Raw genomic sequence first — 26,489 nt, 5'->3', positions numbered from 1 at the left:
GCTTTTTGAATTGTTGGTCGGAATGCTGTCTTCAACCTGCACGAGAATATCGGCCTGGTACACCGACGGCGCGATAAACGCGTAGGCCACGCCCAGGGCGAGCACGCCGCCGGCGATTCCACCGACCAGCCAACGGTTGGCCATTAGAACGTCGAAATAACGCGAAAGACTTACATCGTTATTCCGGAGCACGGCAGCATTCGTAAGCAGAGAGTTCTGATTCATCGAAACCCCAGGGCGGGTGTACGAAAAGGGTGGAAGCTCGATTTAATGTGCAGGCGATGCGGCGTTGCCAGATCTCGCTTTTTGTCACGGGACGGCTGAAATCGGACGCACAGGCCGAGTACGTCAGTCCTGCTCGCAACGCACCCGGAGAGCAAATCCCTATGATCTACGCCCCGCCGCGTGCTCGAAACAAATCGTCTTATCGTTTAAAAGGGACTTCCGCCGGGTCTGGCGCAGACTTCTAATTTTTCCGCATCCGATGTATTGCGCCAGCAAACAGAAATCGAGTTATTCATAGCAGACGTCATCGCAGCCTATCCGACGGCTTGCCGCACCTCCGTACGCTGCCGCACATTCGCATTGTCGCGCCAACGGGGTCATGCGCAATTGCGATGTCGCTATTTCGATCATTTCGAAGAAGCGCCCGTATAGCGTGAAAACCCAGACAAAGCTGCTGGAGCAAACGGCGCCGAATTCGCGCAACCGCACGCAAAGGTGCTAGCGCTTCGTCACGAAATGCCAGAGCGCCGCACACTCGGTCTCGGATATCCGGTAGTGAGGCATGGCTTTGCGCAACATCACGTTGACCGGGTCGATGCCTTCCCTCAGCGCCCTGCAGAACGTTGCCTGATCGTAACTGCTCGCCGGACCGTCCCTTCGACTTTTCGCAGGAAACAGGTTGCCGGCGGTCAAGGGTGGTGCGAATGCGTCGCCCGAGCCGGTTTGCGAATGGCAGTTCGCGCAACGCGTGGTCGAGCCGGGCAACAGACGGTCGTCGTCGCGCAATTGCGCCTCAACCGAATGCTGCCCGTTGAAGATCGAACACCCGAGATCGTTCGACTCACAAAGCGGCGCGCCATGCGCGACATACGTGATGTTCGCCAGCGCCAGCGCCAGCGCACGCGCCGCGGTTCGCCGTGAGCGTAACCCCATCACTGGATCTGCACCGTGCGCGAAACGCTCGGCACGCCCTTCGCGTTCAGGCCAAACAGCATGTAGTAGCCAGGCACGACGACACCCGGATCGGAAGGAATATTGATCAGATATTCGCCCGCCGTTCCTACCGTGAAAGTCACGGGTACCCGCCGCTGCTCGTTGTTGACCGCGTGGGTCGACGAAGACATGCGCATCAACGCAAAGGCCGTGATGCCACTGCTGCCCGTTACGGCGATCGATGTCCCGAGCTGTGCCGTAGTGGGCGCGGCTGTGAGGGTTGGCCGTGTTGCCGCCGAGCCGTCCGCGTTGAGCAGGTACGGCGGCGTTAGTATTTCGAGGTTCGTATGGTTTGTCGAGCAGGTTCCGCACAGTCCACCGCCACCACTCAGTACGCGACCGTCCGACAACAGCAGTGCGATGCTGTGATAGTTACGCGGCACGGCTTGCGGCGGGAGCACCGAGAAAGTCTTGGTGGTAGGGTCCCACAACTCTGGCGCCAGCACGGCGGTGTCGTCCGAAAACGTTACCGGGAACGCCTCTCCACCCAGGACTACCACCTGACCGTTCGGCAAGACAACGCTGGTGTGAAAGGCGCGGCGGTAATTCATCGGCGTAAGCGTTTGCGTCACCGCGGTGCCGCTGCTGATGTCGATTAGCGTGGCATCCGCAGTCGCGTTGGCATACTCGTAGCTCGGCGCACCGCCTACAGCCAGGATCTTCCCGATATCGTACATAACGGCATTGCCGTTCATCGCATCGGTATCGCTGCCCCGGTTGCCGGCAGGCGTCACGCTGCCCGCGCCGGCGGTATCGAACCAGTGCATGGCAACGCTCGGACCGGCGTGGAAGACTCGCCCATTTGCCACCGCAAACAGCCATGCATGATTGTCGGAGCGGAAAATGCCAGCCGCGTCATTCGTGAGGATGTAGTCGGCGAGAATGGCGCTATTGACCTGCCAACCCGTACTCGGTGACCAGGTTTCGCCGGTCTTGCCGCCCTCGCCTCCGTTCCACGAGCCGCCCACCAGGAATACGTTGCCATTGCTCAACGTTACGCTGCCTTGGTAGGCGCGCGGAATATTCATTAGAGGACCTCGCGACCATTTTCCGGTCGAAGGCGTGTAGAAACTCGTCGCGTCGCTGCTCGAGCCACCAGTGACGTAAATACGGCCATCCGGAAGATTGACGATTCCCGGGCAGAACATATCGTGGCCGGTATTCGACACGAGAACCTGTTTGCTCGTGCCGGTAGTCGGGTTAAAGATTGCGGTGTATGTGTTGCCGGGAGTCACTTCGCCAGACGTAAAGTCCAGCTTCTGGTCGGAGGACCACACTACCACGGTGCCATCGGGCAGATTCGCCGCAGCTGCCGGCACGATCGACAGGTTATACGGTGTAGTCCACTTCGCCGGCAATGTTTTCGCGGTCATGCCGCTGATCTGCCACGTCTGCAGAGCGGCTCCGCTGCAAGGCTGCTGCGTGATCTGCGAGCCCTTCGCCGTGAGGCTGGCGACAGCCAGACACAGGTGACTCTGCGACGCGACGATTGCAAAGCCGCCACCTTGCGGGATCAGCTGAAAGCTTTGATTGGCCTGGCCGTTGCAGGTCCACTGGTCCGCCCCAGCGCCGGCGTCCGTGCTGACACCGTAGATGTCGAGGCAAAGGTTGCTGTTGACGTTGACGAACTGATAAAGCCCGTTGTTCTGCGTCAATGTCCAGTGCTGGTTATTCCCGCCATTGCACGTCCACTCGATAACCGAGGCGCCAGGCGTCTTCGATTCGGCGTTCACATCGGCGCACAAGGTCGTGCCGTTGACGGTGAGCGTGCTCGATGTCTGCGCGTCGGCAGCTGTGGAGAACATCGACAACGCCGCCATGAATGTGATTAGCAGCAACGCTTTCACGCACCTGTCGAACGACTGCGAGAGGATCCTAAACGATCGGTTTTGTGACATAGCCTCAGTCCAATAGGTTACACACGCCCTAATGCGCCCAGTACATCGCAAACTTGATCCGCGCGAGGCAGGTCATCACTTCGCCAGCGCAACATTGCGTTCGCGTCGAAGCAGTAGATTTGGGTCGAGTGATCGGCAATGTTGCCGAGTGGCAGGGTGCTGCCCGAAAGCGCTTTGCGCATCCGGTCGACGTCCTGCAACGTCGGCGTGGCCGCCCGCCATTCGGGTCCGGCCTGGAAGCGCATGAGCCATGCGTGCAGCGCGGGCGGCGTGTCGGAAAGCGGATCGATTCCGATCGACACCAACTGAACGGGGTAGCGGTGCTGTAACTGCGATATCCGTTGCTGAACGGTGCTGAACAGCGCACCCTGCAAAGGACAAACTGAAGTGCATCCTGTGTAAATCGTCTGCAACGCAGTCACTTTCTGACGCAACAGGTCGGTTAGCAACCGTTTCTGGCCGCTTTGATCGACCAGCCAGAAGTCGTCGAGACGAATGGGCGGCGTGACGAGTCCTACGCTTGCGTGCTGCGCGTATAGCGGAAAAGAAACGCCTGCCAATGCCGCGGCCGATACGCCACACAGCAGCGCGCGGCGCCCCGGACTTCGGACCGGCGCGCACGCACGCAACGCCGCGCGAGTCGGCGCGTGTTGATGGAACATGACTATGATCTCCCGCAACGTGTAATGGCTCGCAGAACCATTCGTCGCCATCTTTTATTGCGTGTTACCCGCGCGATAATGCGCACGAGTCGCGCGACGGCTACGTTCGCTTTCTAATTGCGAATCAACGGCATTCGGGAGCGTAGCAGAGAACCCTCCGGAAAATGACAGCGTCAGGCCCGCGACTCGCTCCGCTTTGTGAGGTCGGCCACATAACAATGAAACTTCAAGAACTGGGTGTTTTAGAAAGCCCGAGCAAAACCCTATGTCGTCCTGAGATTCGTCGTGAGGCGGCGGAAATGGCCAAGTCGCGAAAATGGATTGCGCGCTCAAACGTGGCGGCAAGACGCGTCAGGCAGGCGGACCAGGTCGGCCTGGCCGAAGAGACTCGGCTGACCGTTACCGAACTGCCAAGCCCTGCTCCTACAACGAAGAGGTTGCCCAACAAGGCCTCAGCATCGCCAAAATGGCACGTCCGCGGTGGCGAATAGCAAGCAGCGCCGGTGTTCCGGCGGCTTCGAGTTTCGCCGCGACCACGGCGAGGCATTGCGCGTGTTTCGCTGGCGATGATATGCAGGTTCCGCGCCCCTGGCTCCCGGCCGTCTCCTTGTTCCAAAGCACCAAGTCAAACCGTGGCAAAATTCGCATTCCGCGATTTATTTGATGCGACCGATGCGGCCCATATAAATGCCGCGTTAGCATTATTTTTCTTTTCTAAAACCATACCGGAACATTTAATTAGCATTTAATTACGTCCCAGCCATCCCGATAAGAACCATACATTGGCGGAAATTAAAGCAACCCGACTGTCTAAAAGCGCCAAGTAACAATTTTGTAACGATTTTTTTGTTGTTTTGTGAATCTCGAATTTGGGCGTGAGAACGCCTCTGGATAAGCGTGGGAAGAGAGGAGGGACGCGTTGCCGATAGGCTCACATAGCACAAATTTCGTTGTTACGCTTAGTTACGCCTCATGGCGCAAGATTTGTTCCAATTCTGTATCATTCGTATTCATCTGATCACTAAGGGAAAACCTTGTCGATTTTGACTAGATTGGAAAAACTTCGCAATTTGCGACGAATTACCGAATTTTCCGATTGAAAATGATGAAAGCGGGTTTTCAGTAGGTCGCATTAAATCTGAAGATTAAAACGCGATTAGTGCCCAACGCGAGTGCGGCAGCGGGCGGCTCTTGACAAAAGCCGATCATATTCAGTTGTACTTCGTGTTGTTGCGTATTTTTTCGTGGCGACGTCCTTATCACGCGAACGTTGTTCGTTTTAGCGGCCAGGTTCCATCGGCCTTGATAGACAGATGTCCTTCTTCAGCAGACTCTCTCCAAGACTGAAACCGTCATTTCGTCGGCTTCCCCAGATCGCAAAAACTGCTTCGGCGCTTGCATTTATCGCAGGCGTACTAAGCCTTGCAGGTTGTGGCGGTGAAACAAGCGATGATGGCAGTACCGCGTCCGTGACCGCCAACTCCCTCCCTGCCGACACAGTCGCGAACGCGGCTACAGATCCGTACAGCAACGGCGTAGTGCCCCCCGACAATGGCTCTCCGCCGGTTCAGGCGAACGGTCAGCCTTATAACCGCGCCCTGGTGCAACGGGCGGGACAAGGCGATTGAACCGTTTCGCGGCGATCGATACGAAACCCGCATATCCCGTGCAAGAGCATTTTCAATCGTGATGTCAGCGACCGTTGACTCACGCGTTTGACGTGTTTGCGTTACGTATGCCATCGCTTCAGGAACTGATGGTCATCGGCAAACGTAATTCCAACGTTCTCGGCCCATCCCCGGTCAGTAGCAATTTATAGCTAAGCCATGAAACTCAGACTCTACTCACTATTCGCCGTTTTAGCCCTGTTGTGCGGGCAATCGATGCCAGCGTTCTCCCAGACGAGTTCGACCGCCGCCACCGCCAAGCAACTCGCGGCGCTGCAGCCGCCGCCCACCGGAAGCGGAAACGACCGTTTTGCAATGGACGTGAACTGCAATCTCTGGAGTGCGAATCAGACGGCGCTGAACGAATGCTCAAAGGACCTGGATCTGATTGCCGGATTGGGCGTGGGTACGGTTCGCCTCGGCGTTTCGTGGGACTTCATGACGCTGGCCGACGGCAGCACGCTGGACCCCAACAAAGTGGCCTTTCTGAAGTCGCTTCTGAACGCCGCACGCACGCGCGGCATGAAGGTTCTTTTCCAGGTGGGCATGTACGCGCCGTCTAGCGCATACCAATGCCCGGCCACCAGGAATCCGCCGAGCGCATCGTCACCGCGACTCGACTTCTGCGACGCGACGTTCACGAAGTATCTCGGCTCGCTCATGGACGTCGTTCTGCCCTTTACGGCTGACATCGAACTGTTCAATGAGACCAACTGGTCGTTCTCCGCTTCGGACCCGTCTTACGGCGATCCGAACGGTATCTCCGGATACATTCTGAATCGCAGCAAGACGCTCTATTCGGAAGCCAGGCAGATCCTGAACACGAAAGGCCAGTCGGGCTACAAAACGGTTCTGCACACTCAGGGCATCTCGTACTTCTACAACTCGGCGTACCCGAATAACGGCTGGAAACCGCCCGCGGGCAGCGAGCTGATCCAGGCGACCGACTACATCAAGGCAATGGGTAACAACACCAAGAGTGCTTCCAGCCTGTTGAACACCACGATCGATGTCGTCGACGTTCACCCCTACTTCGGCAGCGCCGAATACGACATGTTGATGCAGGCATTCATGACGACGGTGTCGAACCTCGTCAGCAGTGGCGCGAAGCCGATCTGGCTGACCGAGACCAACAATGGCACCAACGGTACGGACGCCGGACAAACGGCCGCATTCGACCAGTTGAAGGTTCTGATGAACAACGGTTCGGTAGCGAAGGCGTTCTGGTATGTCGTGCGCAACGGCGATCCGAGCAATGGCGAAGGCGACGGCTATTCGATCTACGACTACAACCGAAACCTGATTCGTCCGCAGCTGGCAGCCGCGATTCAGGCCTACACGGCGACCATTCCGCGTTCGCAACGCTTCCTGTCCGGCTCTTACCTGACTGCGATCAAGTAAGCCTGCCTGCTGTAACCCATGAATGAACGGAGCGCGACTATCGCGCTCCTTTTTTTCCGTTTTGGCCGGGCTGACAGGACCGCATCCAGTTTGAGGGCGCAGCGAAATTCCCGAGGCCAAGCGTCGCGAGGATGAACTGCCACTGTGCCAATACGTTGCGTCAAACTCGTCGCTGCCGTAATCGAAGGAGCAGACACGGCAAACAACGCCGCGCCACCCGAGAGGCGGGCACGCAATGGCTGTTCCCGAACATTCGTAGCCTCTTCGCCCCATCTACCGCATCGCTCGCCCAGCAGGACGTTGCGGTAAGAAAATCACGCAGAGCGCCATGAACGAAACCAGAATCACCGACGCATAGAGTCGGCTGATCTCGAGCCCACCTTGAGAAATGGGTTTGTCGAGCAGGTCCCCCAAGGTCGCGCCAAGCGGACGCGTCAGGATGAACGCCGCCCAGAATATAGCGGTCCGTGACAGCCGCGACCAGTAATAAAGCGCACCGACGATCAGCAGCCCCCCACCGAAGATCAAAGCGCCGTACTCATAGCCAAGCCCCAGACCGCCTCGGTCCGATCCCGCCACCCAATCGCCCAAGGCCGTACCCAGTGTCTGCGAAAAGAGGATCGTCACCCAATAGAACCACTCGGCTTTGGGCGTGGTTACGCTCTGCACCGCCATCGTACCTTCCGATTTGTACCAGACGCCCAGGCTCGCAAGCAGAAGCGCGAAGACGATGACTACACCGCCCGGATAGCCGACTCCCACCGAACGATCGAAGAAGTCGGCCAGCGTGGTACCGAGCGTGGTCGTTGCAACGATGGTCGCCCAATAGAGCGAGGCATTGAACCGCTCCGCCCTGATCTGCCCTGCGACCAGCCCAATAAAAATAACCGCAAAAATCGCGGTGCCGATCAGATAACCCAATTTGAGCGACATGGTCACCCAATCGCCGCCCGTTTCGCCAAGCGTCGTGGCGGCGATTTTGATGATCCAGAAGCCCAGCGTGATCTGCGGGACTTTACTGACTGCATGCGCGCGAGTTTGCGACGGGTTGCTATTCATGTGACGTGCTCACTATTCTCATGGCTTGAACATAGCCTCAACCATCGCAGAGCAACCCTTAACAGCACCTTAAGCATCCCGCCGAATCACGCGGTCAGATTTTCCTGCGCCAATAACGGGTCGGTAACGCCGAGTCCCTTCAACGCAGTTCCAGCCACATCGGCTGATGATCGGACGAGCGGCTGTGCTGATCGACATCGCACGATGCAATGCGTGCGCTCAGGTCTTGCGTGACGAAAACGAAATCGCACGCGAATGCTCCGTCGGGCCATTGCTCGTGATCGTATAGGCCGACCGTCGCGGCACGCGGCTCGCCGGGGTGCGCGCGGGCCCACGCATCGACGAATGCCGGAGCGTCGGTGATCGGTTCGAGCATCCGGCAAAAGGCGGTGTCTTCGAATGCGCTGTTGAAGTCTCCGCAGACAATCGCGCTGACCGGGCGCGCCGTATCGGCAAACGGACTGTCCGGCTTTTCGCCGCGCGCGGGAGCGCGCGCGTGAGCGCACGCCTCCTGATGCAATTCGCGCAGTCTGGCCACTTGTGCGAGCCGCTGTTTCTCCGAATAGAACTCGAGGTGCGTGGTGATGACACGAAGCGGACCGACGTCGGCTTCGAGCACCGCTTCGAGCGCGACGCGCAGCATCGACGGCTTGGCGGGGTCCGCGGGCCACGGCAGAGAATGGCGCAGCACCTGACGAACCGGCAAACGGGTCACGATGGCATTGCCGAACTGCCGCCGATGACGGCTCGCGCCCAACGAGGGCAGATCGGAGCCGATCGCATCGAGCACGGTCATCTCCGGCAGCAGAGCGGCAAGTTCGGCGAACTGATCGGACGAAGGCGCGCCTTTCAGTCCGCCGGCCACCGGTTCTTCGTTGAAGCCGCGCGTGACTTCCTGCAGACACAGGACGTCGAAGTCGCACAACGCGCGCGCTTCCCGCACGATCCGTCCGAGGTCGACGCGGCCGTCGACGCCGCATCCCCACTGAATGTTCCAGTCGACCAGTTTCATGACGGCCTCCTTGAAAGATCCGGCTACAGTGTATCGCCGCAACCTGCGCGGTGAATCAGCGCTGGACAGGACGGGCGCATTTCAATCACACGCCGCCCCTTGTTATGAGCGTCCACAGGGTCACTGAAAGTTAGCGATGAAATTGCGCGGTAAAAATTGTCAGTGAAAGTAAGCGCCAAACAATGCCGTGCACGCGATGAATTATGCTGACCCTCATCCGCGACCGGCTCAATTCCTTTAGAAAACAATGAATAGCCTCGATTTGTCCATCGAAACGTATCTCTCCAACATACACCTCGGCGAGTTCGCGAATCTATCCATCCAGGCCATCGACAACCTGTACACCTTCAAAGGCCTCGTACTCATTCCCGTGCTTTGGTGGATGTGGTTTCAGCAAGACGAGTGCCGAGAATGGCGGCGAGAAATGGTTCTCGCGACGCTTGTCAGCGGCATCGTGGCGCTCTTCGTCGGAAGACTGCTGACTCACTGGTTGCCATTCAGGGTGCGCCCCGTCTACAACACCGAACTGCATCTGCGCTTTGCCAGCGGCGAAATCAAGGACGCAGTGCTGACCAACTGGAGTTCCTTCCCAAGCGATCACGCGATGCTATGGATGGCGGTCGCCACCGGCATCTTCCTCATGTCGCGGCGCGTCGGCGTGCTGGCGCTTCTCTATACTGCGCTGTTCATTTGCCTTCCGCGCGCCTATCTCGGCTTTCACTATCCGACCGATTTGCTGGTGGGCGCCGCGGTGGGAATCGTGATTACATTGGTGATGACGCGCGATGCGATCCGCGTACGCTACGCGACGCAGGTACTGCGATGGACCGAACGCCACCCGGCGCCCGCTGCGACGCTGGCCTTTATTCTGTGCCTCCAGCTCGTCACGCAGTTCGACGAACTGCGCAAGCTCGCGAGTGGCGTAATGAAACACCTATGATGGCGGCGATGGTTGCGCCAGGTTTGTTCTCGTGCGACGGCGGCTGACAGCGACAGCAAAAGCTACGTGGACACCTGAACGTAGCGCGCTTCGTTCAGATCCGCGAGAAGCGTCGGACCTGTCGGTCGCCAGCCCAAACGCGCCTGCGTCTGCGCGCTCGATGCCGGCATATCGAGCGCGGCGAACATCGCCATCCATCCGAAGTACGCCTGCGCCTCGTCGCGCGCGATCGAGACGACCGGCAACTTCAGGCCGTGTCCGAGCGCCTCGGCGATCTCGCGGGCGCTAACGCCTTCTTCGCCGACCGCATGATAGCGCGCACCGCGTTCGCCCTTCTCGATCGCGAGCCGGTACAGCCGCACGACATCCGACAGATGCCCCGCCGGCCAGCGGTTGCGTCCCTCCTCCACGTATGCGCACACGCCTTTGTCCCGCGCGATCTGGATGAGCGGCGTGATGAGGCCTTGCCGGTACGGGTTATGCACTTGCGGCAAGCGCATCACCGACACATTGACGCCCGCCTCCAGCTGCACGTTGCCGGCCAGCTCCGAGCCGATGCGCGGGTTCGGGTGACTGGTGTTGAACACGTCTTCGGTGGCCGGCTGCCCGTTATCGCGGCTGCCGACGCCCGTGCCCGACGTGATCAGAAGCGGCCGATCCGAGCCGGCCAGCGCCGAGCCCAGTGCAGCGATAGCGCGCTTGTCCTTCTCGCAGTTCTCCACGAAGTGCGAGAAATCGTGGTCGAAAGCAAGGTGTATGACGGCGTCCGCCTTCGCGGCGCCGCTGCGCAGGCTGTCGGTGTCTTCGAGCGTGCCGCGATGGACCTCCGCACCGGCTGCGCCGAGAGCCTGCGCGCCCTGCTCGGACCGGGTCATGCCGACAACCTGATGCCCGGCTTCGATAAGTTCGGGCACCAAAGCCGCGCCGATAAACCCGGTTGCGCCCGTCAGAAAAATTCGCATGGTCAAGTCTCCAGAATAGCCACCGACGCACTATGCGATCATTCACTATGCTATTGAAGTAGTGAGCTTATCCCGGTAAAGCGACTAACAGGTTAATCATCCCAGTGAACACCGCCCAAACCCTCGGGGACTTTCTGCGCAGCCGCCGCACGCGGCTCGATCCGGCCAGCTTCGGCTTCTCGGGCCGCAGGCGCACGCCCGGATTGCGCCGGGAAGAAGTGGCGCAGCGCGCGAATATCAGCTCGACGTGGTACACGTGGCTCGAGCAGGGCCGCGGCGGCGCGCCGTCCGCCGCGGTGCTTGAGCGGATCTGCGCGGCGCTGATGCTGACGAATACCGAGCGCGAACATCTTTTCATGCTGGGCCTCGGACGCCCCCCGGAAGTGCGCTACCGGTCCACCGACGCAGTGGACCCGCGCTTGCAGCGCGTGCTCGATTCACTCGATGCCAGCCCGTCGATCATCAAGACCGCGACGTGGGACGTCGTCGCGTGGAATCGCGCCGCAGCCGTCGTGCTGACCGACTACAGCGCGCTGCCGCCGGGCCAGCGCAACATCCTGCGCTTCCTGTTCGGCGATCCGGCCGTCCGGGCAAAACAGCACGATTGGGAGAGTGTCGCGCGCTTCGTCGTGGGGACGTTCCGAGCGGACGTTGCTCGCGCGGGGCTCGCTTCCGAGGTGGGCGATCTGGTCGACGATCTGTGTCGCGCGAGCCCGGACTTCGAACGCATGTGGCGCGAAAACCAGGTATTCGGCCACAGCGAAGGACAGCACGTTAAGCGCCTGCTGCATCCTGCGTTCGGGACCATCGAAATGGAGTATTCGCTGTTCGCCGTCGATGGTCGGCCAGACCTGAGCATGCTCGTGTACACGCCGCTCGACGCGCGAATCGCCGCGCGCATCCGCAGTACTGTTTCGTCGATGGATAAGAGTGCCAGCGCCGCGCCGTTGACCGCTGCGTAATCGGCTTCGACGCTCGAGCGCGAGCGCGGCCGCCGGATCGCACTCAGGCGAGTCCGCAAGTGCTCGTGGAAATCAATCAGGTTGAAGCACCGTGGGGGACGACTATCGAACTGCATCGTTCGGCCCGTTAATTGGCCGCACGGCATCGGACAAGCTTCGCGTAAGAATCACGATGACCGCCTCGCTGGCGGCAAGCAAGTTGGCGCCCTCCACGAAGGTTTCGCCGATGCGCGTACTCACCGTCGATAGCAACACCATGCCCGGGCGCGATTGCACGGTGGCATCTTCGACGCCCATGTTCAGCGCGATGAAAAGGCGTTGATTGCCGTATCGCCGCTCATAGGTCAGCACGTCGCCGTCAGCAGCGACGTTCTCGATCGTGCCCTGCACAAGCGCGGCGTTGCTGCGGCGCAGGCTCAGCAGGCGCCGATAGAGCGACAACATGCTCGACGTGTCGCCGTCCTGTTCGCGCACGCTCGTCGCCGTCGCAATCGGCAACCACGGTTTGCCGTCCGTAAAGCCCGCATTCGGCAGCGAGCCATCCCATTGCATAGGCGTGCGCTCGGGATCGCGCCCCTGGCAAATGCCCGGTTGCCGGAGTTCCGCCGGGTCCTGGATCTCATCTGACGCGATATAGCCATCCGGCATGCCGATCTCATCGCCGTAGTAGAGCGTCGGTGTCCCTCGGAGCGTCAACAGCAGCACAGCGGCCACCCGCGCCTGCGCCGCGCCGACGCGCGATGCAACGCGCGGATTGTCGTGGTTTCCCAGCACCCAGTTCGGCCACCCGTATTCGGGCAACGCGATGTCGTAATCCCGGATCATGCGGGCGATGTTCTGCGCGTCCCATCTCGCGTTGAGCAGCTGGAAATTGAACGGCATGTGCACACCTTCGCCGTTCACGCCGTAATACTTCACCAGTCTCGGGACAGTCAGGTAGATTTCGCCGATCAGCACGCGCTCGCCGTACTCGTCCAGGGTGGCTCGCATCGAGCGGACGATTTCATGCACTTCCGGCTGATCCTCCGTGTAACTTTGCAAGAGCCGATGATGTTCCGGCTCGCCGGGCCGATAGCCGGGATTGGGCGGATTGTCGCGAAACTGCGCGTCCTTGATCAACAGCCACAGCACGTCCACGCGGAAGCCGTCCACGCCGCGTTCCAGCCAGAATCGCAGCACTTGATCCATCGCTTGGCGTACTTGCGGGTTTCTCCAGTTCAGATCAGGCTGCTCGCGCAGAAACGCGTGATAGTAGTACTGCCCCGTCACCTCGTCCCACTCCCACGCCGAGCCGCCCATGCGGCTCAACCAGTTGTTCGGCGGCCCGCCATCGGGCGCGGGATCGCGCCACAGATACCAGTCCCGTTTCGGATCGTCCCGTGACGAGCGGCTTTCCTCGAACCACGGATGCCGGCTCGACGAATGGTTCGGCACGAAATCGAGCAGCACCTTGAGCCCAAGCCGATGTGCGTGGCCCATCAATTGCTGGAACCCGTCCAGAGTGCCGAATATCGGATCGATGTTGCAGTAGTCCGCGACGTCATAGCCAAAGTCGGCCATGGGCGACGGGTAGATGGGGGAGATCCACACCGCATCGACGCCTAGCGCCGCGACATATTCAAGCCGCGCGCTGATGCCGGATAGATCGCCGATGCCATCGCCGTTACTGTCCTGAAACGAGCGCGGATAGATCTGATAGATCACGCCGCGTTGCCACCACGCAAGCTCCGACATTGCAAATCCTCTTGGCGATCGATCGTTTTGGCGCTACGCGCGGAACCTATGCTCAATGACCTCTGGTACAAGAACGCAATAATTTATTGCCTCTCGGTAGGCACCTTCATGGATGCGAATGGCGACGGCGTCGGCGACTTCCAGGGTCTGATGCGCAGGCTCGATTACCTGCAAGGGCTTGGCATGACGACGATCTGGCTGATGCCCTTCCACCCCTCGCCCGGACGCGACAACGGTTACGACGTTAGCGACTATTACAACGTCGACCCGAAGTACGGCACGCTCGGCGATTTCGCCGAGTTTACGCATGCGTGCGCCGAGCGGGGCTTGCGCGTCATCATCGATCTGGTGGTCAATCACACGTCCGACCAGCATCCGTGGTTCCTGGAAGCACGCAGCGATCCCGCTTCGAAGTATCGCGACTGGTATGTCTGGTCGGACGACAAACCGCCCGATGCGCAACGTGGCGTCGCGTTTCCGGGCGTGCAGAAGTCGACCTGGAGTTTCGACAAGCGGGCGAGACGCTGGTACTTCCATCGTTTCTATGATTTTCAACCGGACCTCAATACATCGAATCCGCATGTGCAGGCGGAATTGCTGAAGATCATGGGCTTCTGGATCCAACTGGGGGTTTCCGGATTCCGCATGGATGCGGTGCCCTTCGTCATCGCGACGAAGGGCCCGAAGGTGCGCCGCCCCGTCGAGCAATATGACATGTTGCGAACGTTTCGCGAGTTTCTGCAGTGGCGCGAGGGCGACGCGATCATTCTGGCCGAAGCCAACGTGCCGCCCAAAACCGACCTCCAGTACTTCGGCGACGAGGGCGAGCGCCTGCCGATGATGTTCAACTTCCGGGTCAATCAAAACACGTTCTACACGCTCGCGACGGGCAACACGAAGCCGTTGAAGGACGCGCTCCTTGCGACGAAGCCACGGCCGCCGAGCGCGCAATGGGGAGTGTTTCTGCGCAATCACGACGAACTCGATCTGGGCCGGCTGACGCCCGTTCAGCGCGCGGCAGTGTTCGCCGCGTTCGCTCCGGACCCCGACATGCAGCTGTATGGGCGCGGCATCCGCCGCAGACTTGCGCCGATGCTGTCGGGCGACCGACGCCGCCTTGAACTTGCCTACAGCCTGATGTTGAGTTTGCCCGGCACGCCCGTGTTCCGGTACGGCGATGAAATCGGCATGGGCGACGACCTGCGCCGGCCCGAGCGCCAATGTGCGCGCACGCCGATGCAATGGTCGGGCGAGCCGCAAGGCGGCTTCACCAGTCATGCAAACCCGCCCGTCCCGACGATCTGCGGCGGAGCTTATGGCTTCGAGCGGGTCAACGTGGCGAAGCAGCGACGCGATCCCGATTCGTTTCTCAACTGGACGGAGCGGATGATTCGCATGCGCAAGGAAGTGCCGGAAATCAGCTGGGGGGACTTCGAAGTACTGCCTACCTCGCGAAACAATGTGCTCGCGCTCAGTTATCAGTGGCGTAACAACTCCGTGCTGTTTCTGCATAATTTCCGCGCCGAAGCGTGTACCGTCGAATTCCGCCTAAGCTCCGACGAACCGGGTAGACAGTCGCTGATCAATCTTCTGTCCGACGACCACAGCGAGTCCGACGACGGCGGCCGCCACGCGGTGGTGCTCGAGCCGTTCGGCTACCGATGGTATCGGGTGGGCGGCCTCGGCTATCTGCTCAGGCGGACCGAGGTCTAGCTGACGAATCGCGATCGTGTCTTCGGCCGGAGCGGGTATCGGGTATCGCGGGGCGAGACGGTTAAACTGATACGATCGCGTGCTTCTGGTCGTTCGCGGACTCACGCGACTTGTCGACTCACGCGAATGTTCAGCCTGCTCGACTCATCGGATACGCAATCGAATAAAGGGATGTCATGGCAAAGGATGAAATAGTCTGGGGAATTTTGGGCGCCGCAAAGATCAACGACAAGGTGGTCGTGCCCATGCACAACGAGCCGAAGTGTCGGGTGAAAGGCATCGCGTCACGCTCTCCGGAGAAGGCGCGGGAAGCCGCGGCCAGGTATGGTCTGGCTGTCGCATACGATAGTTACGAGGCGCTCCTCGCGGACCCGGAAATCGACGCGGTCTATATTCCATTACCCAATCATCTCCACGTGGAATGGACGATCAAATCGGTCGAGGCGGGCAAGCACGTCCTGTGTGAGAAGCCGATCAGCCTGGACGCTCAACAGGTTGAACGGCTGATCGCCGCGCGCGACAAGAACGGCCGATACATCCAGGAAGCGTTCATGGTTCGCACGCATCCGCAATGGTTGAAGGTGCGGACCTTGATCGACGAAGGCGCGATCGGCGAATTGCGGGCAGTGACCGGCGGTTTCACCTATCACAACACGAACGAACACAATATCCGCAACAAGAGCGAGCTAGGTGGCGGCGGTCTGCTCGATATTGGTTGTTATCCGATCACGACGTCGCGCTTCACTATCGGGCGTGAGCCACGGCGCGTAGTTGCGCTGGTGGAGCAGGATCCGACCTTCAAAGTGGACCGGCTCGGCTCCGTGCTGATGGACTTCGATGGCGTGCAGGCGAGTTTCTTTTACTCGACTCAGACCTATCCGTACCAGCGGATGCAATTTCACGGTACCAAGGGGCGAATCGAAGTCGAAATTCCATTCAATGCACCAAACGATCGACCGACGCGCCTGCTAATCAGTGAGCACAATAGCGACGCTGTCGCGACTGATCGCTGGCTGGAGCTTGCGGTGTGCGATCAATATGGCGTAGCCGCCGCCACGTTCGCGGAGGCGATCCTGAGTGGGAGCCCGCAGGCTATTTCGCTAGAAGATGCGCGCGCGAATATGCGGGTGATCGATGCCGTGTTCCGCTCGGCTCAATCGGGCGCGTGGGAGAGCATCGCCCAAGGTTGAAGTGCAACGCTGGCGCGATCCGCGCTGTTCAACGCGCGGCAAGTGCCCAGTCGTCCGCTTTCGCAAAGCCATACACTATGGCGAGCGAAAGTGGTCTCTACCTGGCCGGCGCGGTGACATCGCAGTCGCCGCCGTGGGCACCGCTGCCGGTGTTTTTCAGCGTAAGCACGAGTCTGCTACCCCTGTTTGCCGTCATGATCTGACCATAGCTAACGGTGGGAATGAACTGGATATCCGGCGCCACCGCCACCGGGGGATTTCTCGCTCCGTCGACGGTCAGGTCGAGTTCCACGGTGATCGAGTCGATTGCAGCGCCGAGATCCTGCTTCCGGCCGGCCTGATCTTTGCGGAAATTGCACAGACCCTGGAGAACCTGCTCGAGGGCAGTCGGGATATCGACCGGCTTGCCCGGTGCGATCGGAGGCGTGTTACAGCCGACGATCATGAACGGCAAGGTGCAAAGCGCTACATATCGGCAGGCTCGCATCAGCTTCCCCGCTTGATCTGGTGGACGTGGTGTCTGCCATCCCGTGCTGTCGCTGGTTCAGTGCCCAGCCGGCGCACGCGAACGCAAACGCTCAATACTTGATATTCCTGGCCGCCGCACGGCCGTTCTGCTTGGTTTGCCGCTTGTCCCGCCGGCATTGCGAATTGCTCTTCTGGTCCGTGGCCCGGCACTCCTGCTTCGTGTGGCGGGAACCCTGGCGTGTCTCCTGGCGAACGTCACGTCCGGCAGCGACGCTGCTGAGCCTGTTCGGTTGCCCAGGAGCTTCCCGCGCAAGCCATCACGGACACAGCCGTGACCGCGACCGCGAACTCCCGGCTCCATGAAAACATGGCGACCTCCCTGACAGGTTGAATATGAGTATTTCGGCTTTGTACAGGGTGCCACGCGTGGCTGTCGCGTCAATCGGACCAAGGTCTTAGGGCCGTCGCGTCGTGCGCGATCCACCAGCCGCCGCGCTTCCGGTTCGATGAACCTGAAAACGAGGATGTTGCGGTCCGCTCAACGAAGCGGTACCCCGCGCGGCCGCGAACGGCGGTCCATTCAGAATGACCGTGAACCAGCCGTAGCCAGCGAATCAGCGAACGCTCACTCGTCCGCCAAAAAATTCGGATGACTTGTGCGGATCTGATCGATCTGACTCAGCGTCCCCGACAGATGCTTGCGTAGCGCTGCCTGCGCCGCCTCGACATCGCCTTTGCCGATCGCATCGACGATCTCGGTGTGATCGCGCACGACCGCTATCGTCTTGCCCTCCACCGGCAGATTCAGGCGCCGCAGCCGGTCGATATGGCCGCTCAACCTACGCACCAGATCCCATAGCTGCGGCACGCCGGCCGCCTCGTACATCTGCCGATGAAACGCCTGATCGAGCAGCGAGAACTGCTCGTAGTTCTTCAGGTCGAGCACTTCCGTTTGCCGCGCGATCGTCAGGCGCAGTTCAGCGATCAGCGTGGCGTCGCGCTGCTCCGCGAGCGTGCGCACCACTTCGAGTTCAATCGAGCGGCGCAGGAAATGCGCCTGCAGCGCGGACGTCACGTTGATCTGACTGACGACCGTCGCGTGCTGCGGATAGATGTCGACGAGACCTTCCTCGCCGAGCTTCATCAGCGCGTCGCGCACGGGCGTCTGGCTGAGCCCGTAGCGGTTCGCCAGCTCGGTGCGCGACAGCACCGTACCCGGCGTGAGTTCGAGGGAAAGGATCATTTCGCGCAGTCGTTCGAATACTTGCGGCGCGGCGTGGCGGGAGCGGTCGAGCCGGGTTACCGTCGACGAATGAGCGTGGTTTTTCATGGCAGAAACTGAAGCATGGAAGCAGGCGTGACCCGGCATGGCGGTCCGCTGAGGCACTAGTACTATAGCCGACGCGCGCCCCTTCCAGCGGGCTTGCGAGCGGAATTCCGCGAACAGTGCACATGGTACTTACCCCAGTAACGCACTAATACATTAGTGCTTTACCATCCGTCCCATCAAACTCTTCTTATGCCGAATGCCATCATGACTCGCGACATCACCATCACGCAGGTGCGCATCACCCCGATCGCCTTCCGCGACGGCCCGCTGCTCAACGCCGCCGGAATCCACGAACCTTGGGCGCTGCGCGCCATCGTCGAGCTGGAGACGAGCGACGGCCGCGTCGGCATCTCCGAGACCTATGGCGACGAACCGATGCTGCGCGTGCTCGAACAGGCGAAGTCGCTGGTGACCGGCCTGTCGCCATTCGACCTCAATCGGATGGAAGAGCGCGTGCGAGCGTCGATCAAGGCGAGCCCGGGCGCGGTCGAATTCGAACTCGCGCCCGGCTCGCACTCGGCGAAGAACGCGCCGAAAGTCATCAGCACGCTCGAAGTCGCGATGCTCGATCTGCAAGGGCAGATCGTCGGCGCGCCGGTCGTCGACCTGCTCGGCGGCAAGGTGCGCGACGCCGTGCCCTACAGCGCCTATCTGTTCTTCAAGTACGCCGAGCACGTCGACAAGCCCTATGCGCCCGATGCCTGGGGCGAAGGCCTGAGCCCCGGGCAGATCGTCGCGCAGGCGCGTCGAATGATCGAGCTGTATGGCTTCCAGAGCATCAAGCTGAAGGGCGGCGTGTTCGAACCGGCACACGAAATCGCGTGCATGCGCGCGCTGCATCAGGCGTTCCCCGGCGTGCCGCTGCGCCTCGACCCGAACGCCAACTGGACGCTCGAAACGAGCATCGCCGCCGCCCCCGAACTCGACGAGCTGCTCGAGTACTACGAAGACCCGTGCCCGGGTCTCGAAGGAATGGCCGAACTGGCGAAGCACACGCGCCTGCCGCTCGCGACCAACATGGTCATCACGACGATGGAAGATTTCCGGCGCGGCGCCAAGATGGGTTCGGTCAAGGTCTTGCTGTCGGATCACCACTACTGGGGCGGCCTGCGCGCGACGCAGACGCTCGCGCGCATGTGCAAGCTGTGGGATCTCGGCATGTCGATGCACTCGAACTCGCACCTCGGCATCAGCCTGATGGCGATGACGCACGTCGCGGCAAGCATCCCCAACCTGACCTATGCGTGCGACACGCATTATCCGTGGCAGGAGGAAGAAGTCATCAAGGGCGGCCGCGTGACGTTCGACGACGGCTCGGTGCGCGTGCCCACCACGCCGGGCCTCGGCGTCGAGCTCGACCGCGAGCGGCTCGCCGAACTGCATGCGCAATATCTGTCGTGCGGCGTGCGCAATCGCGATGACCTCTCGCAGATGCGCAAGTACGAGCCGGGCTTCACCGGCAAGAATCCGCGCTTTTAACTCCCGCTTCCAATCCGCGCCTACGAGGCCCGCGACGCGCAACGCGCGTCGCCATCGAAGGAGACAACCCCATGAGTAACCCGATTGCCGACACGGCGCGGCCCGAGCGCGCCGGCGCGCTGGCGAGCGCGGTGCGCAAGATCAAATTGCGCGTGCTGCCGCTGTTCGTCGTGATGTTCATCGTCAACTACATCGACCGCGTGAACATCGGCTTCGTGCGCCAGCATCTGAGCGCCGATCTGGGCATCGGGGCGGCGGCCTATGGGCTCGGCGCGGGGCTCTTCTTCATCAGCTACGCGATCTTCGAAGTGCCGTCGAACATCCTGCTGCAGCGCTACGGCGCGAAGCTGTGGCTCGCGCGCATCATGCTCACGTGGGGGCTGGCCGCGGCCGGCATGGCGTTCGTGCGCGGCGAGACGTCGTTCTATGTGATGCGGCTCCTGCTCGGCGCGGCCGAAGCGGGCTTCTTTCCCGGCGTCATCTACTACTTCACGCAATGGCTGCCGAGCAACGAGCGCGGCAAGGCGATGGCGATCTTCCTGAGCGGCTCGGCGCTCGCGTCGGTGCTGTCCGGGCCGATCTCCGGCGGACTGATGCTGATCGAAGGCGCGGGGCTGCGCGGCTGGCAGTGGATGTTCATCATCGAAGGCATGTTCTCGGTCGTGCTCGCGGGCTTCATCCTGCTGTGGCTCGACTCGAAGCCGCGCGACGCCGCCTGGCTCACCCGCGCCGAGCAGGACGCCTTGCTCGATGCGGTCGACGAAGAGCAACGCCAGCGCGCCGCCGCGCACCCGGTCAAGCCGTCGATAGGAGCGCTGCTGCGCGATCCGCAAATCCTGATCTTTTGCCTGATCTACTTCGCGGTATCGCTGACCATCTACGGCGCGACCTTCTGGCTGCCCAGCATCATCCGCAAGATGGGCCATTTCAACGATTTCCAGGTCGGCCTGTACAACTCGATTCCGTGGCTGATCTCGATCTCGGCGATGTATCTGTTCGCGATGCTCGCGGCGCGCTTCAAGTTCCAGCAGGCGTGGGTCGCGTGCGTGCTGCTGATCGCCGCGCTCGGCATGTATGCGGCCGGCCAGGGCGGCCCGGTGTTTTCGTTCGTCGCGATCTGCTTTGCGGCGATCGGCTTCAAGGCCGCCTCGTCACTGTTCTGGGTGATCCCGCAGGGCTATCTCGACGCGCGGATTTCCGCCGCGGTGCTGGCGCTGATCAACTCGATCGGCAACCTCGGCGGCTTCGTCGCGCCAGCGGCCTTCGGCTTCCTCGAACAGAAGACCGGCTCGATCGAGGGCGGCCTCACTGGACTCGCGGTGATGTCGGTGGTGGCCGCCGGGGTCGTGTTCTTCTCCCGCATGAGCCCGCGCGAAGGAGTGCCCACCTCCGCGCATTGACTGCATCGAACAACCGTATAGACACCATTTGCAGAAACCTCAAGGAGACACGATGAAAACGATAGAAGCGACGACGGCCGCCGCACGCACGGCCGTCGGACGATACCGATGGACCATCTGCGCGATGATCTTCGCCGCGACGACGATCAACTACATGGATCGTCAGATGCTCGGGCTGCTCGCGCCGCTGCTGCAAAAGGATATCGGCTGGAGCCAGGTGCAGTACGCGCAGACCGTGATGGTGTTTACGGTCGCCTATGCGGTGGGTCTCGCGATCTTCGGCCGCATCGCGGATCGCGTCAGCACGAGGAAGGTCTACGGCAGCGCGATGGCGCTGTGGAGTCTCGCGGCGATGCTCCACGCGGTGGCATCGACCGTGCCGGGCTTCGCGGCCGTGCGCGGTCTGCTCGGCTTCAGCGAGGCGGCCAATTTTCCGGTTGCGATCCGCACTACCGCCACGTGGTTTCCGAAGAAGGAACGCGCGCTAGCGACGGGCTTCTGGAACATGGGCGCGACGATCGGCGGCATCGTGGCGCCGGCCTTCGTGCCGATCGCTGCCGTGATGTGGGGCTGGCGCGCGACGTTCATCGCGGGCGGCGCGACCGGTTTCATCTGGCTGGCTGTGTGGATGCTCGTTTATCGGCAGCCGTCGGAGCATCCGTCGGTGTCGAAGGAAGAACTCGACTACATCAATGCGGATCGCGAGGAAGTCGTCGAGCAGAAAGTCGGCTGGTTGTCGGTGCTCAAGTACCGCGAAACGTGGGCGTTTGTCTTCGGCAAGCTGCTGACCGATCCGGTGTGGTGGTTCTATCTGTTCTGGCTGCCCAAGTGGCTCAATGAGTCGCGCCATATCGACATCGGCAACATGGGCCTGCCGCTGATCGCTATCTATACGATGTCATCGGTCGGCAGCGTGGCGGGTGGCTGGCTGTCGTCGCGTTTGATGGCCCGCACCAACAGGCCGAATTTCGCGCGCAAGCTCACGATGCTCATTTGTGCATTGTGCGTGGTGCCGATCGCAACGTTGTCGTATTTCCAGAGCCTGTGGTGGGCGGTCTTCGCCGTTGGTCTCGCGGCAGCGGCGCACCAGGGCTGGTCGGCGAACCTCGTCACGACCGTCGGCGACGTGTTTCCGAAGCGGCTGGTCGGCACGGTGGTCGGTATCGGCGGCGTGGCGGGGATGGTCGGCTCGTTCTTCTTTTCCGGCGTGATCGGCGAGACCTTGCAGCGCACGGGGCAGTATTGGGCGCTCTTTACGGTCGGCGCGTCGGCGTATCTGGTTGCGCTGGGCATCATTCATCTGTTGATGCCGCGGATGACGGCGGTCAAGTTGCGCGATTGAAGTGCCGCTGGCGGGTGATAGTGCGAGGGGACGTGGCACGGATAACTGGCGTCCCCCGCCCTTGCAATGATGCTTCCTGCCGAACTCTTGGAGCGCGAGCGCAACGAAGAAGTGTCAGAAGCAACGCGCGAGCATCTGCTGCATACTCTCAACGCGCTATCCCGCATCAGCGAAATCCTTGGACCCTGAGACTTCGCTCGCCCCAACGCCATCGCCACGAGAGCCGTTATGACCATCGATCCCTCCGTCGTCGCCGCATTCACGCCCACGGGCAAGCTGCGCGCGTCGATCAATCTCGGCAATCCAATCCTCGCCAATCGTCACGCCGACTCCGGCGAGCCGTTCGGCGTATCGATCGATCTCGCGCGCGCGTTCGCCGCGAAACTGGGCGTCGAACTGGAGCTGGTCGTCTTCGATACGGCCGGCAAATCGGTGCAGGCCGTCGGCGAGGAGCGCGCGGATTTCGGCTTCTTCGCGATCGATCCGTTGCGCGGCGAGACGATCGCGTTCACAGCGCCGTATGTGTTGATCGAAGGCTTCTACCTGGTGCGCGACGACTCGCCGGTACGCTCGAATCAGGATGTGGATCACGCGCACAACCGGGTCGTCGTCGGCAAAGGCAGTGCGTACGATCTGTTTCTGACGCGCGAGCTGAAATCCGCGCAAATCGTGCGCGCGCCGAGCTCGCCGAGCGTCGTGCCGACGTTTATCGAGCAGCATCTGGAAGTGGCGGCAGGCGTGAAGCAGCAACTCGAGGCCGATGCGAAGCAAACTCCCGGTCTGCGGCTGCTAGACGAGCGCTTCATGGTGATCCGGCAGGCGATGGGTGTGCCGAAGAGCCGCGGCGAAGCGGCGGCTCACGCGCTGCGTTCGTTTGTCGAAGAGATGAAGGCCTCGGGCTTGGTGGCGCAATCGCTCGCGCGGCACAAGATCGCGGGAGCGTCGGTTGCGCCTGCGGCGTAGCGGGCCGCACGAACCCGACACCGCGTAGCTTTCGAAGCTGCTGGCATGGCAGATACGCGGGGCCGCGCGATGCTTCGGCGCGGCCCCGCCACCACCCTCAGCGACGCTCAAACGAGCGAAGTCTGCACATCCACATTACCGCGCAACGCCTTCGAATACGGGCAGGTCAGATGCGCTCGCTCGATCAACCCGTGCGCCACGTCACGCTCGACACCGGGAAGACTGACGAACAGACGCGCCTGAAGGAAATAAGCGCCATCGGTGGTGCCGAGATCGATCTCCGCATCGACGCTGGTATCGGCCGGCAACGACAGGTGCAACGCGCGCGCCGCCAGCCCGAGTGCGCCGATGAAACACGCCGACCAGCCCGCGCCGAGCAACTGCTCGGGATTCGTTCCACCCCCCGAGGTGCCGGGCGGCGACAGCTTGATGTCGAGACGGCCGTCCGAGCTGCGCGCGGCGCCTTCGCGGCCGCCGGTCGTATGGGTTTTGCCGGTGTACAGCACTTCTTCGATGCGGGTCATGGTGGCTTACTCCTGTTGATCCAGTGATATTCAGGTCTGCAAATCCGGGCTCGAACTTGCCGTGCACGTATTGGAATGCCAGTTATAGCCGGCGCTTTACTAGATCTAACTCTGAGACTGCCGTGAACATTGGGTTTTAGCCTCGTCTAATACTATTCGTATTGGACGAGGCTTTGGGTTTCAGTGATTTTGTTACCTTGAACCCGCATCGCGGGTTCATGCACTTCATAATGGTTTTGCGGTTTCGTAAACCTTTACCTCTCCGGGTTTTTGGGGGGTGCAGGGGGAGAGTTATCCACAGGCTCGCTGAGTGACGACGCGACGACAGTGGACAGAGGCTGCCGGGCGCTCCCGCTGTCACGATTAGCAACGACGCTGGCCGCGATAACGCCGCTTATCACGGCCAGGCCGCGCTGGCAGCAGGGACTCTCCCCCGTTCTCCCTTCGTTGCGCCGCTCTGCCCGGCCGTGACGCCGCCGGCCGGGTCCGGTGTGCGGCTTCCCGCGTCGGGCGTGCACAGGATCGCACCAGGGTTTATACTGAATCCGTCTCCTCCATGTCTCCACATGGATTCCGGCCCGCCGCGCGCGGGCCTTTTTTTGTTGGCCGGGCGTCGGCGCGGGGCGACGGGGGCATCCCCCTCTTCTCCCGACTGATCAGGCAGATGCCGGACCCACTGCGGCCGCTCGGGACGCCGGAGATCAGGCACCGGGTATCAGAGTCCGGCAGTCGCCAGGTACCGCCACTTTAATGACAAAAATTCGGCCGTACCCGACATTCAGATATGGAAATCTGTGAGTCGGCTGCATGTTGCTTTCCCGACATTCGCCCCTCGGCAGTTGCGAATGTCGGTTCTCACTGCAAGCGGATGCGTACTTGCGGTAGAGTCCGAAACGTTGCGAGATGCTATTCGTAACCCACGGGTGCGTGCCCCGCCTTCGTCGGCAACTACGTGCCAGCTGTGACCAGTATCACGGAAGGCAGGACAGGCTACCTATATCGAGATGTGGCGCGGTAGCAGTCCACCCCGGGACCTGCTAATCATGACACTCGATCCGATCTCGTTCACAAGCGGTCTCCTTCCTGTTTTTTTACTGCCAACCGAAGCACCGTATAGCTCGATTGTGAGACCGGCGGCGCAAATCATGAACTAGCGTCGTTCCGGCGTGACTCGCAGTCACTGCGATCCTCACCTGGATCGGCACACTTTTCGCAGATCAGCCGTTGCAGTGAGACTCGCCATCATCCATTACAATCGCAGCTCTGCGGCATGCACAGCGCGGCGAAGCGCATCGCTGGACTCGCTTCGGTGGGCGGGAATACGCACCACCCACCATTGTCATGGCGGAAGAAAAACATCGAAAGCATGCCGGTCGGGCGCCGTGTCTGCACCAGTGCATAGCGCCGCCGGTTCGCCGGCGTGTGCCCGAAGCGCATGACGCGGACGGGGTTCGCCAGTCCCAGGCCAAGCCACTTGTCGACCAGCGAGTGCAGGGAGTTATCGGCGGCGCGCATGACTGCTCTCCTTCGGCTGCAATGGAAATACCGTGCCTTGACCCCGTGGCAGCGAACGCTCCTGATGGTGCGGGAGCGCTTGCACGGCAAAGATCCGAACTGCTGACCACGATCCAACAATAGCGACGCCGGATAAACACAATCTGAAATCTGCATTAAAAAATTTAAGGAATTCTTAGGGTTGCCTTTAATGCGCAGCCGTACTGTGCCTCCAACCTATCCGAGCGACCCGTTCCAGGTGCTCGCGAGACCGCCGCGCATCGCATTGCTTTTTGCAGCGAGACGCCAGTGCCCGCCTTCAATTCCCGTCACGCACTCGATCGAGGAGATCGTGTCCGGCAACCTGAGCCGGCGCCTGCCGGTGCATACGCAACACGACGACGTCGGACGGCTCGTGCACGTCGTCAACGGCACGGTCGACGAGATCGAGCGGCTGATGCACGAGGTCAAGGGCGTATGCGACGCGATCGCGCACGACTTGCGCACGCCGCTCACCCGCCTGCTCGCGGGGCTCGAGCGAGCCCAGAGGCGCGCACGGACCGAGGCGGACTATCGTGCGGCCATCGACGACACGATCGTCGAGACGGGCAGCATCCTGCACACATTCAATGCGCTGCTGCGCATTTCCGAGATCGAGTCCCACGCCGCCAGCAGAGTTTCGCCCTCGTGGATCTCGCCACGGTCACCAACGACGTCGTCGAGTACTACGAACCCACCGCCGAAGACAAGCGCGTCACGCTCGACTACCACCGCGCGCCGGACGGTCCGCTCGAACTGCATGGAGACCGTGACCTCCTGTTCGAAGCGCTGGCCAATCTCATCGACAATGCGATCAAGTTCGCGCCGGAAGGCGGCCATGTATCGATCCAGCCGTTTCGCGACGCGACGGGCATCGGCATCACGATCGCCGACGACGGCCCCTGGCTCCCGCCCGAGGAGCGGCAGGCGGTGCTGCGGCGGTTCTATCGCGCGGAGACGAGCAGGCATACAGCCGGCAGCGGCCTTGGGGCTCAGCCTCGCCGCCGCCGTCGCGACGATGCACGGGTCGGC

At 61.3% G+C, this 26,489-nt stretch carries 21 protein-coding genes and 3 pseudogenes; 11 read left to right on the top strand and 13 right to left on the bottom strand.

Going from position 1 to position 26,489, the window contains the following annotated elements; all coding sequences use genetic code 11:
• From HDG37_RS33970 to HDG37_RS33955, 4 genes are all read right to left on the bottom strand, one after another.
• Nucleotides 1–225, bottom strand: a 225-nt coding sequence (locus HDG37_RS33970) for a Wzz/FepE/Etk N-terminal domain-containing protein (protein WP_184055290.1), incomplete at its 3' end; no start/stop codon positions are given.
• A gap of 498 nt (nucleotides 226–723) precedes the next feature.
• Nucleotides 724–1,158, bottom strand: coding sequence for a hypothetical protein (locus HDG37_RS33965; protein WP_184055287.1), 435 nt, complete (start codon nucleotides 1,156–1,158; stop codon nucleotides 724–726).
• On the bottom strand, nucleotides 1,158–3,116 hold the full coding sequence (locus tag HDG37_RS33960; protein ID WP_184055300.1) for an RICIN domain-containing protein: 1,959 nt from the start codon (nucleotides 3,114–3,116) through the stop codon (nucleotides 1,158–1,160). The genes HDG37_RS33965 and HDG37_RS33960 overlap by 1 nt, the downstream gene beginning before the upstream one ends.
• A 17-nt stretch (nucleotides 3,117–3,133) precedes the next feature.
• Nucleotides 3,134–3,778 (bottom strand): SCO family protein, encoded by a 645-nt coding sequence (locus HDG37_RS33955; RefSeq protein WP_184055285.1) that lies wholly within the window; start codon nucleotides 3,776–3,778, stop codon nucleotides 3,134–3,136.
• A 1,883-nt stretch (nucleotides 3,779–5,661) separates the two neighbouring features.
• Between HDG37_RS33955 and HDG37_RS33950 the strand changes: the two genes are divergently transcribed.
• The gene (locus HDG37_RS33950) at nucleotides 5,662–6,846 is read left to right on the top strand and encodes a glycoside hydrolase family protein (RefSeq protein WP_260335201.1); all 1,185 of its coding nucleotides are present in this window, start codon (nucleotides 5,662–5,664) and stop codon (nucleotides 6,844–6,846) included.
• A gap of 273 nt (nucleotides 6,847–7,119) precedes the next feature.
• Here HDG37_RS33950 and HDG37_RS33945 read toward each other — a convergent pair whose 3' ends face one another.
• Both HDG37_RS33945 and HDG37_RS33940 read right to left on the bottom strand, forming a co-directional pair.
• On the bottom strand, nucleotides 7,120–7,905 hold the full coding sequence (locus tag HDG37_RS33945; protein ID WP_184055283.1) for a hypothetical protein: 786 nt from the start codon (nucleotides 7,903–7,905) through the stop codon (nucleotides 7,120–7,122).
• A 139-nt stretch (nucleotides 7,906–8,044) separates the two neighbouring features.
• Nucleotides 8,045–8,917 (bottom strand): endonuclease/exonuclease/phosphatase family protein, encoded by an 873-nt coding sequence (locus HDG37_RS33940; RefSeq protein WP_184055281.1) that lies wholly within the window; start codon nucleotides 8,915–8,917, stop codon nucleotides 8,045–8,047.
• 247 nt (nucleotides 8,918–9,164) lie between these two features.
• Between HDG37_RS33940 and HDG37_RS33935 the strand changes: the two genes are divergently transcribed.
• Nucleotides 9,165–9,857, top strand: a complete 693-nt coding sequence (locus HDG37_RS33935) for a phosphatase PAP2 family protein (protein WP_184055279.1) — start codon at nucleotides 9,165–9,167, stop codon at nucleotides 9,855–9,857.
• A 62-nt stretch (nucleotides 9,858–9,919) separates the two neighbouring features.
• Here the strand turns inward: HDG37_RS33935 and HDG37_RS33930 are convergent, their stop codons facing one another.
• Nucleotides 9,920–10,819 carry an SDR family oxidoreductase gene (locus tag HDG37_RS33930; protein ID WP_184055277.1) on the bottom strand — a complete coding sequence of 300 codons (900 nt, stop codon included), beginning with the start codon at nucleotides 10,817–10,819 and terminating at the stop codon, nucleotides 9,920–9,922.
• Nucleotides 10,820–10,923: 104 nt separating this feature from the next.
• Between HDG37_RS33930 and HDG37_RS33925 the strand changes: the two genes are divergently transcribed.
• The gene (locus tag HDG37_RS33925; RefSeq protein WP_184055275.1) at nucleotides 10,924–11,781 is read left to right on the top strand and encodes a helix-turn-helix domain-containing protein; all 858 of its coding nucleotides are present in this window, start codon (nucleotides 10,924–10,926) and stop codon (nucleotides 11,779–11,781) included.
• Nucleotides 11,782–11,883: 102 nt separating this feature from the next.
• On the opposite strand, the gene HDG37_RS33920 is transcribed toward HDG37_RS33925, so the two are convergent.
• Nucleotides 11,884–13,515, bottom strand: coding sequence for an alpha-amylase family glycosyl hydrolase (locus HDG37_RS33920; protein WP_184055273.1), 1,632 nt, complete (start codon nucleotides 13,513–13,515; stop codon nucleotides 11,884–11,886).
• 48 nt (nucleotides 13,516–13,563) lie between these two features.
• On the opposite strand from HDG37_RS33920, the gene HDG37_RS33915 reads away from it, so the two are divergent.
• Nucleotides 13,564–15,228, top strand: a complete 1,665-nt coding sequence (locus HDG37_RS33915) for an alpha-amylase family protein (protein ID WP_184055271.1) — start codon at nucleotides 13,564–13,566, stop codon at nucleotides 15,226–15,228.
• A gap of 176 nt (nucleotides 15,229–15,404) precedes the next feature.
• On the top strand, nucleotides 15,405–16,418 hold the full coding sequence (locus HDG37_RS33910) for a Gfo/Idh/MocA family protein (protein WP_184055269.1): 1,014 nt from the start codon (nucleotides 15,405–15,407) through the stop codon (nucleotides 16,416–16,418).
• 97 nt (nucleotides 16,419–16,515) lie between these two features.
• Here the strand turns inward: HDG37_RS33910 and HDG37_RS33905 are convergent, their stop codons facing one another.
• The 3 genes and pseudogenes from HDG37_RS33905 to HDG37_RS33900 all read right to left on the bottom strand — a co-directional run bounded on the left by HDG37_RS33905 (nucleotide 16,516) and on the right by HDG37_RS33900 (nucleotide 18,216).
• Complete coding sequence (locus tag HDG37_RS33905) at nucleotides 16,516–16,863, bottom strand: hypothetical protein (protein WP_084754269.1); 348 nt, start codon at nucleotides 16,861–16,863, stop codon at nucleotides 16,516–16,518.
• 133 nt (nucleotides 16,864–16,996) lie between these two features.
• A pseudogene (locus tag HDG37_RS39805) lies at nucleotides 16,997–17,255 on the bottom strand (hypothetical protein).
• Nucleotides 17,256–17,511: 256 nt separating this feature from the next.
• On the bottom strand, nucleotides 17,512–18,216 hold the full coding sequence (locus tag HDG37_RS33900) for a GntR family transcriptional regulator (protein WP_184055267.1): 705 nt from the start codon (nucleotides 18,214–18,216) through the stop codon (nucleotides 17,512–17,514).
• Between the two features lie 204 nt (nucleotides 18,217–18,420).
• Here HDG37_RS33900 and HDG37_RS33895 point away from each other — a divergent pair, with 204 nt between their 5' ends.
• The 4 genes from HDG37_RS33895 to HDG37_RS33880 all read left to right on the top strand — a co-directional run bounded on the left by HDG37_RS33895 (nucleotide 18,421) and on the right by HDG37_RS33880 (nucleotide 23,400).
• Nucleotides 18,421–19,695 (top strand): glucarate dehydratase family protein, encoded by a 1,275-nt coding sequence (locus HDG37_RS33895; RefSeq protein WP_184055265.1) that lies wholly within the window; start codon nucleotides 18,421–18,423, stop codon nucleotides 19,693–19,695.
• 71 nt (nucleotides 19,696–19,766) lie between these two features.
• A complete protein-coding gene (locus HDG37_RS33890; RefSeq protein WP_184055263.1) occupies nucleotides 19,767–21,095 on the top strand; it encodes an MFS transporter in 1,329 nt (442 codons plus the stop codon).
• A 52-nt stretch (nucleotides 21,096–21,147) separates the two neighbouring features.
• A complete protein-coding gene (locus tag HDG37_RS33885; protein WP_184055261.1) occupies nucleotides 21,148–22,437 on the top strand; it encodes an MFS transporter in 1,290 nt (429 codons plus the stop codon).
• Nucleotides 22,438–22,665: 228 nt separating this feature from the next.
• A complete protein-coding gene (locus HDG37_RS33880; protein ID WP_184055259.1) occupies nucleotides 22,666–23,400 on the top strand; it encodes an ABC transporter substrate-binding protein in 735 nt (244 codons plus the stop codon).
• Nucleotides 23,401–23,507: 107 nt separating this feature from the next.
• On the opposite strand, the gene HDG37_RS33875 is transcribed toward HDG37_RS33880, so the two are convergent.
• Both HDG37_RS33875 and HDG37_RS33870 read right to left on the bottom strand, forming a co-directional pair.
• Nucleotides 23,508–23,924: an organic hydroperoxide resistance protein gene (locus tag HDG37_RS33875; RefSeq protein WP_184055257.1), complete on the bottom strand. Its 417-nt coding sequence runs from the start codon at nucleotides 23,922–23,924 to the stop codon at nucleotides 23,508–23,510.
• 1,242 nt (nucleotides 23,925–25,166) lie between these two features.
• Nucleotides 25,167–25,439, bottom strand: a complete 273-nt coding sequence (locus tag HDG37_RS33870; protein ID WP_121317629.1) for a hypothetical protein — start codon at nucleotides 25,437–25,439, stop codon at nucleotides 25,167–25,169.
• A gap of 190 nt (nucleotides 25,440–25,629) precedes the next feature.
• Here HDG37_RS33870 and HDG37_RS39795 point away from each other — a divergent pair.
• Both HDG37_RS39795 and HDG37_RS40145 read left to right on the top strand, forming a co-directional pair.
• Nucleotides 25,630–26,019: pseudogene (locus HDG37_RS39795) on the top strand (HAMP domain-containing protein); the annotation flags it as partial.
• A gap of 86 nt (nucleotides 26,020–26,105) precedes the next feature.
• A pseudogene (locus tag HDG37_RS40145) lies at nucleotides 26,106–26,405 on the top strand (sensor histidine kinase); the annotation flags it as partial.
• Nucleotides 26,406–26,489 lie beyond the last annotated feature (84 nt).

Source organism: Paraburkholderia sp. MM5384-R2 (assembly GCF_014201025.1).
Taxonomy (GTDB): Bacteria; Pseudomonadota; Gammaproteobacteria; order Burkholderiales; family Burkholderiaceae; genus Paraburkholderia; species Paraburkholderia tuberum.
Note: the sequence above shows the minus strand (reverse complement) of the source record. Positions and strands in the feature narration are given on the sequence as shown.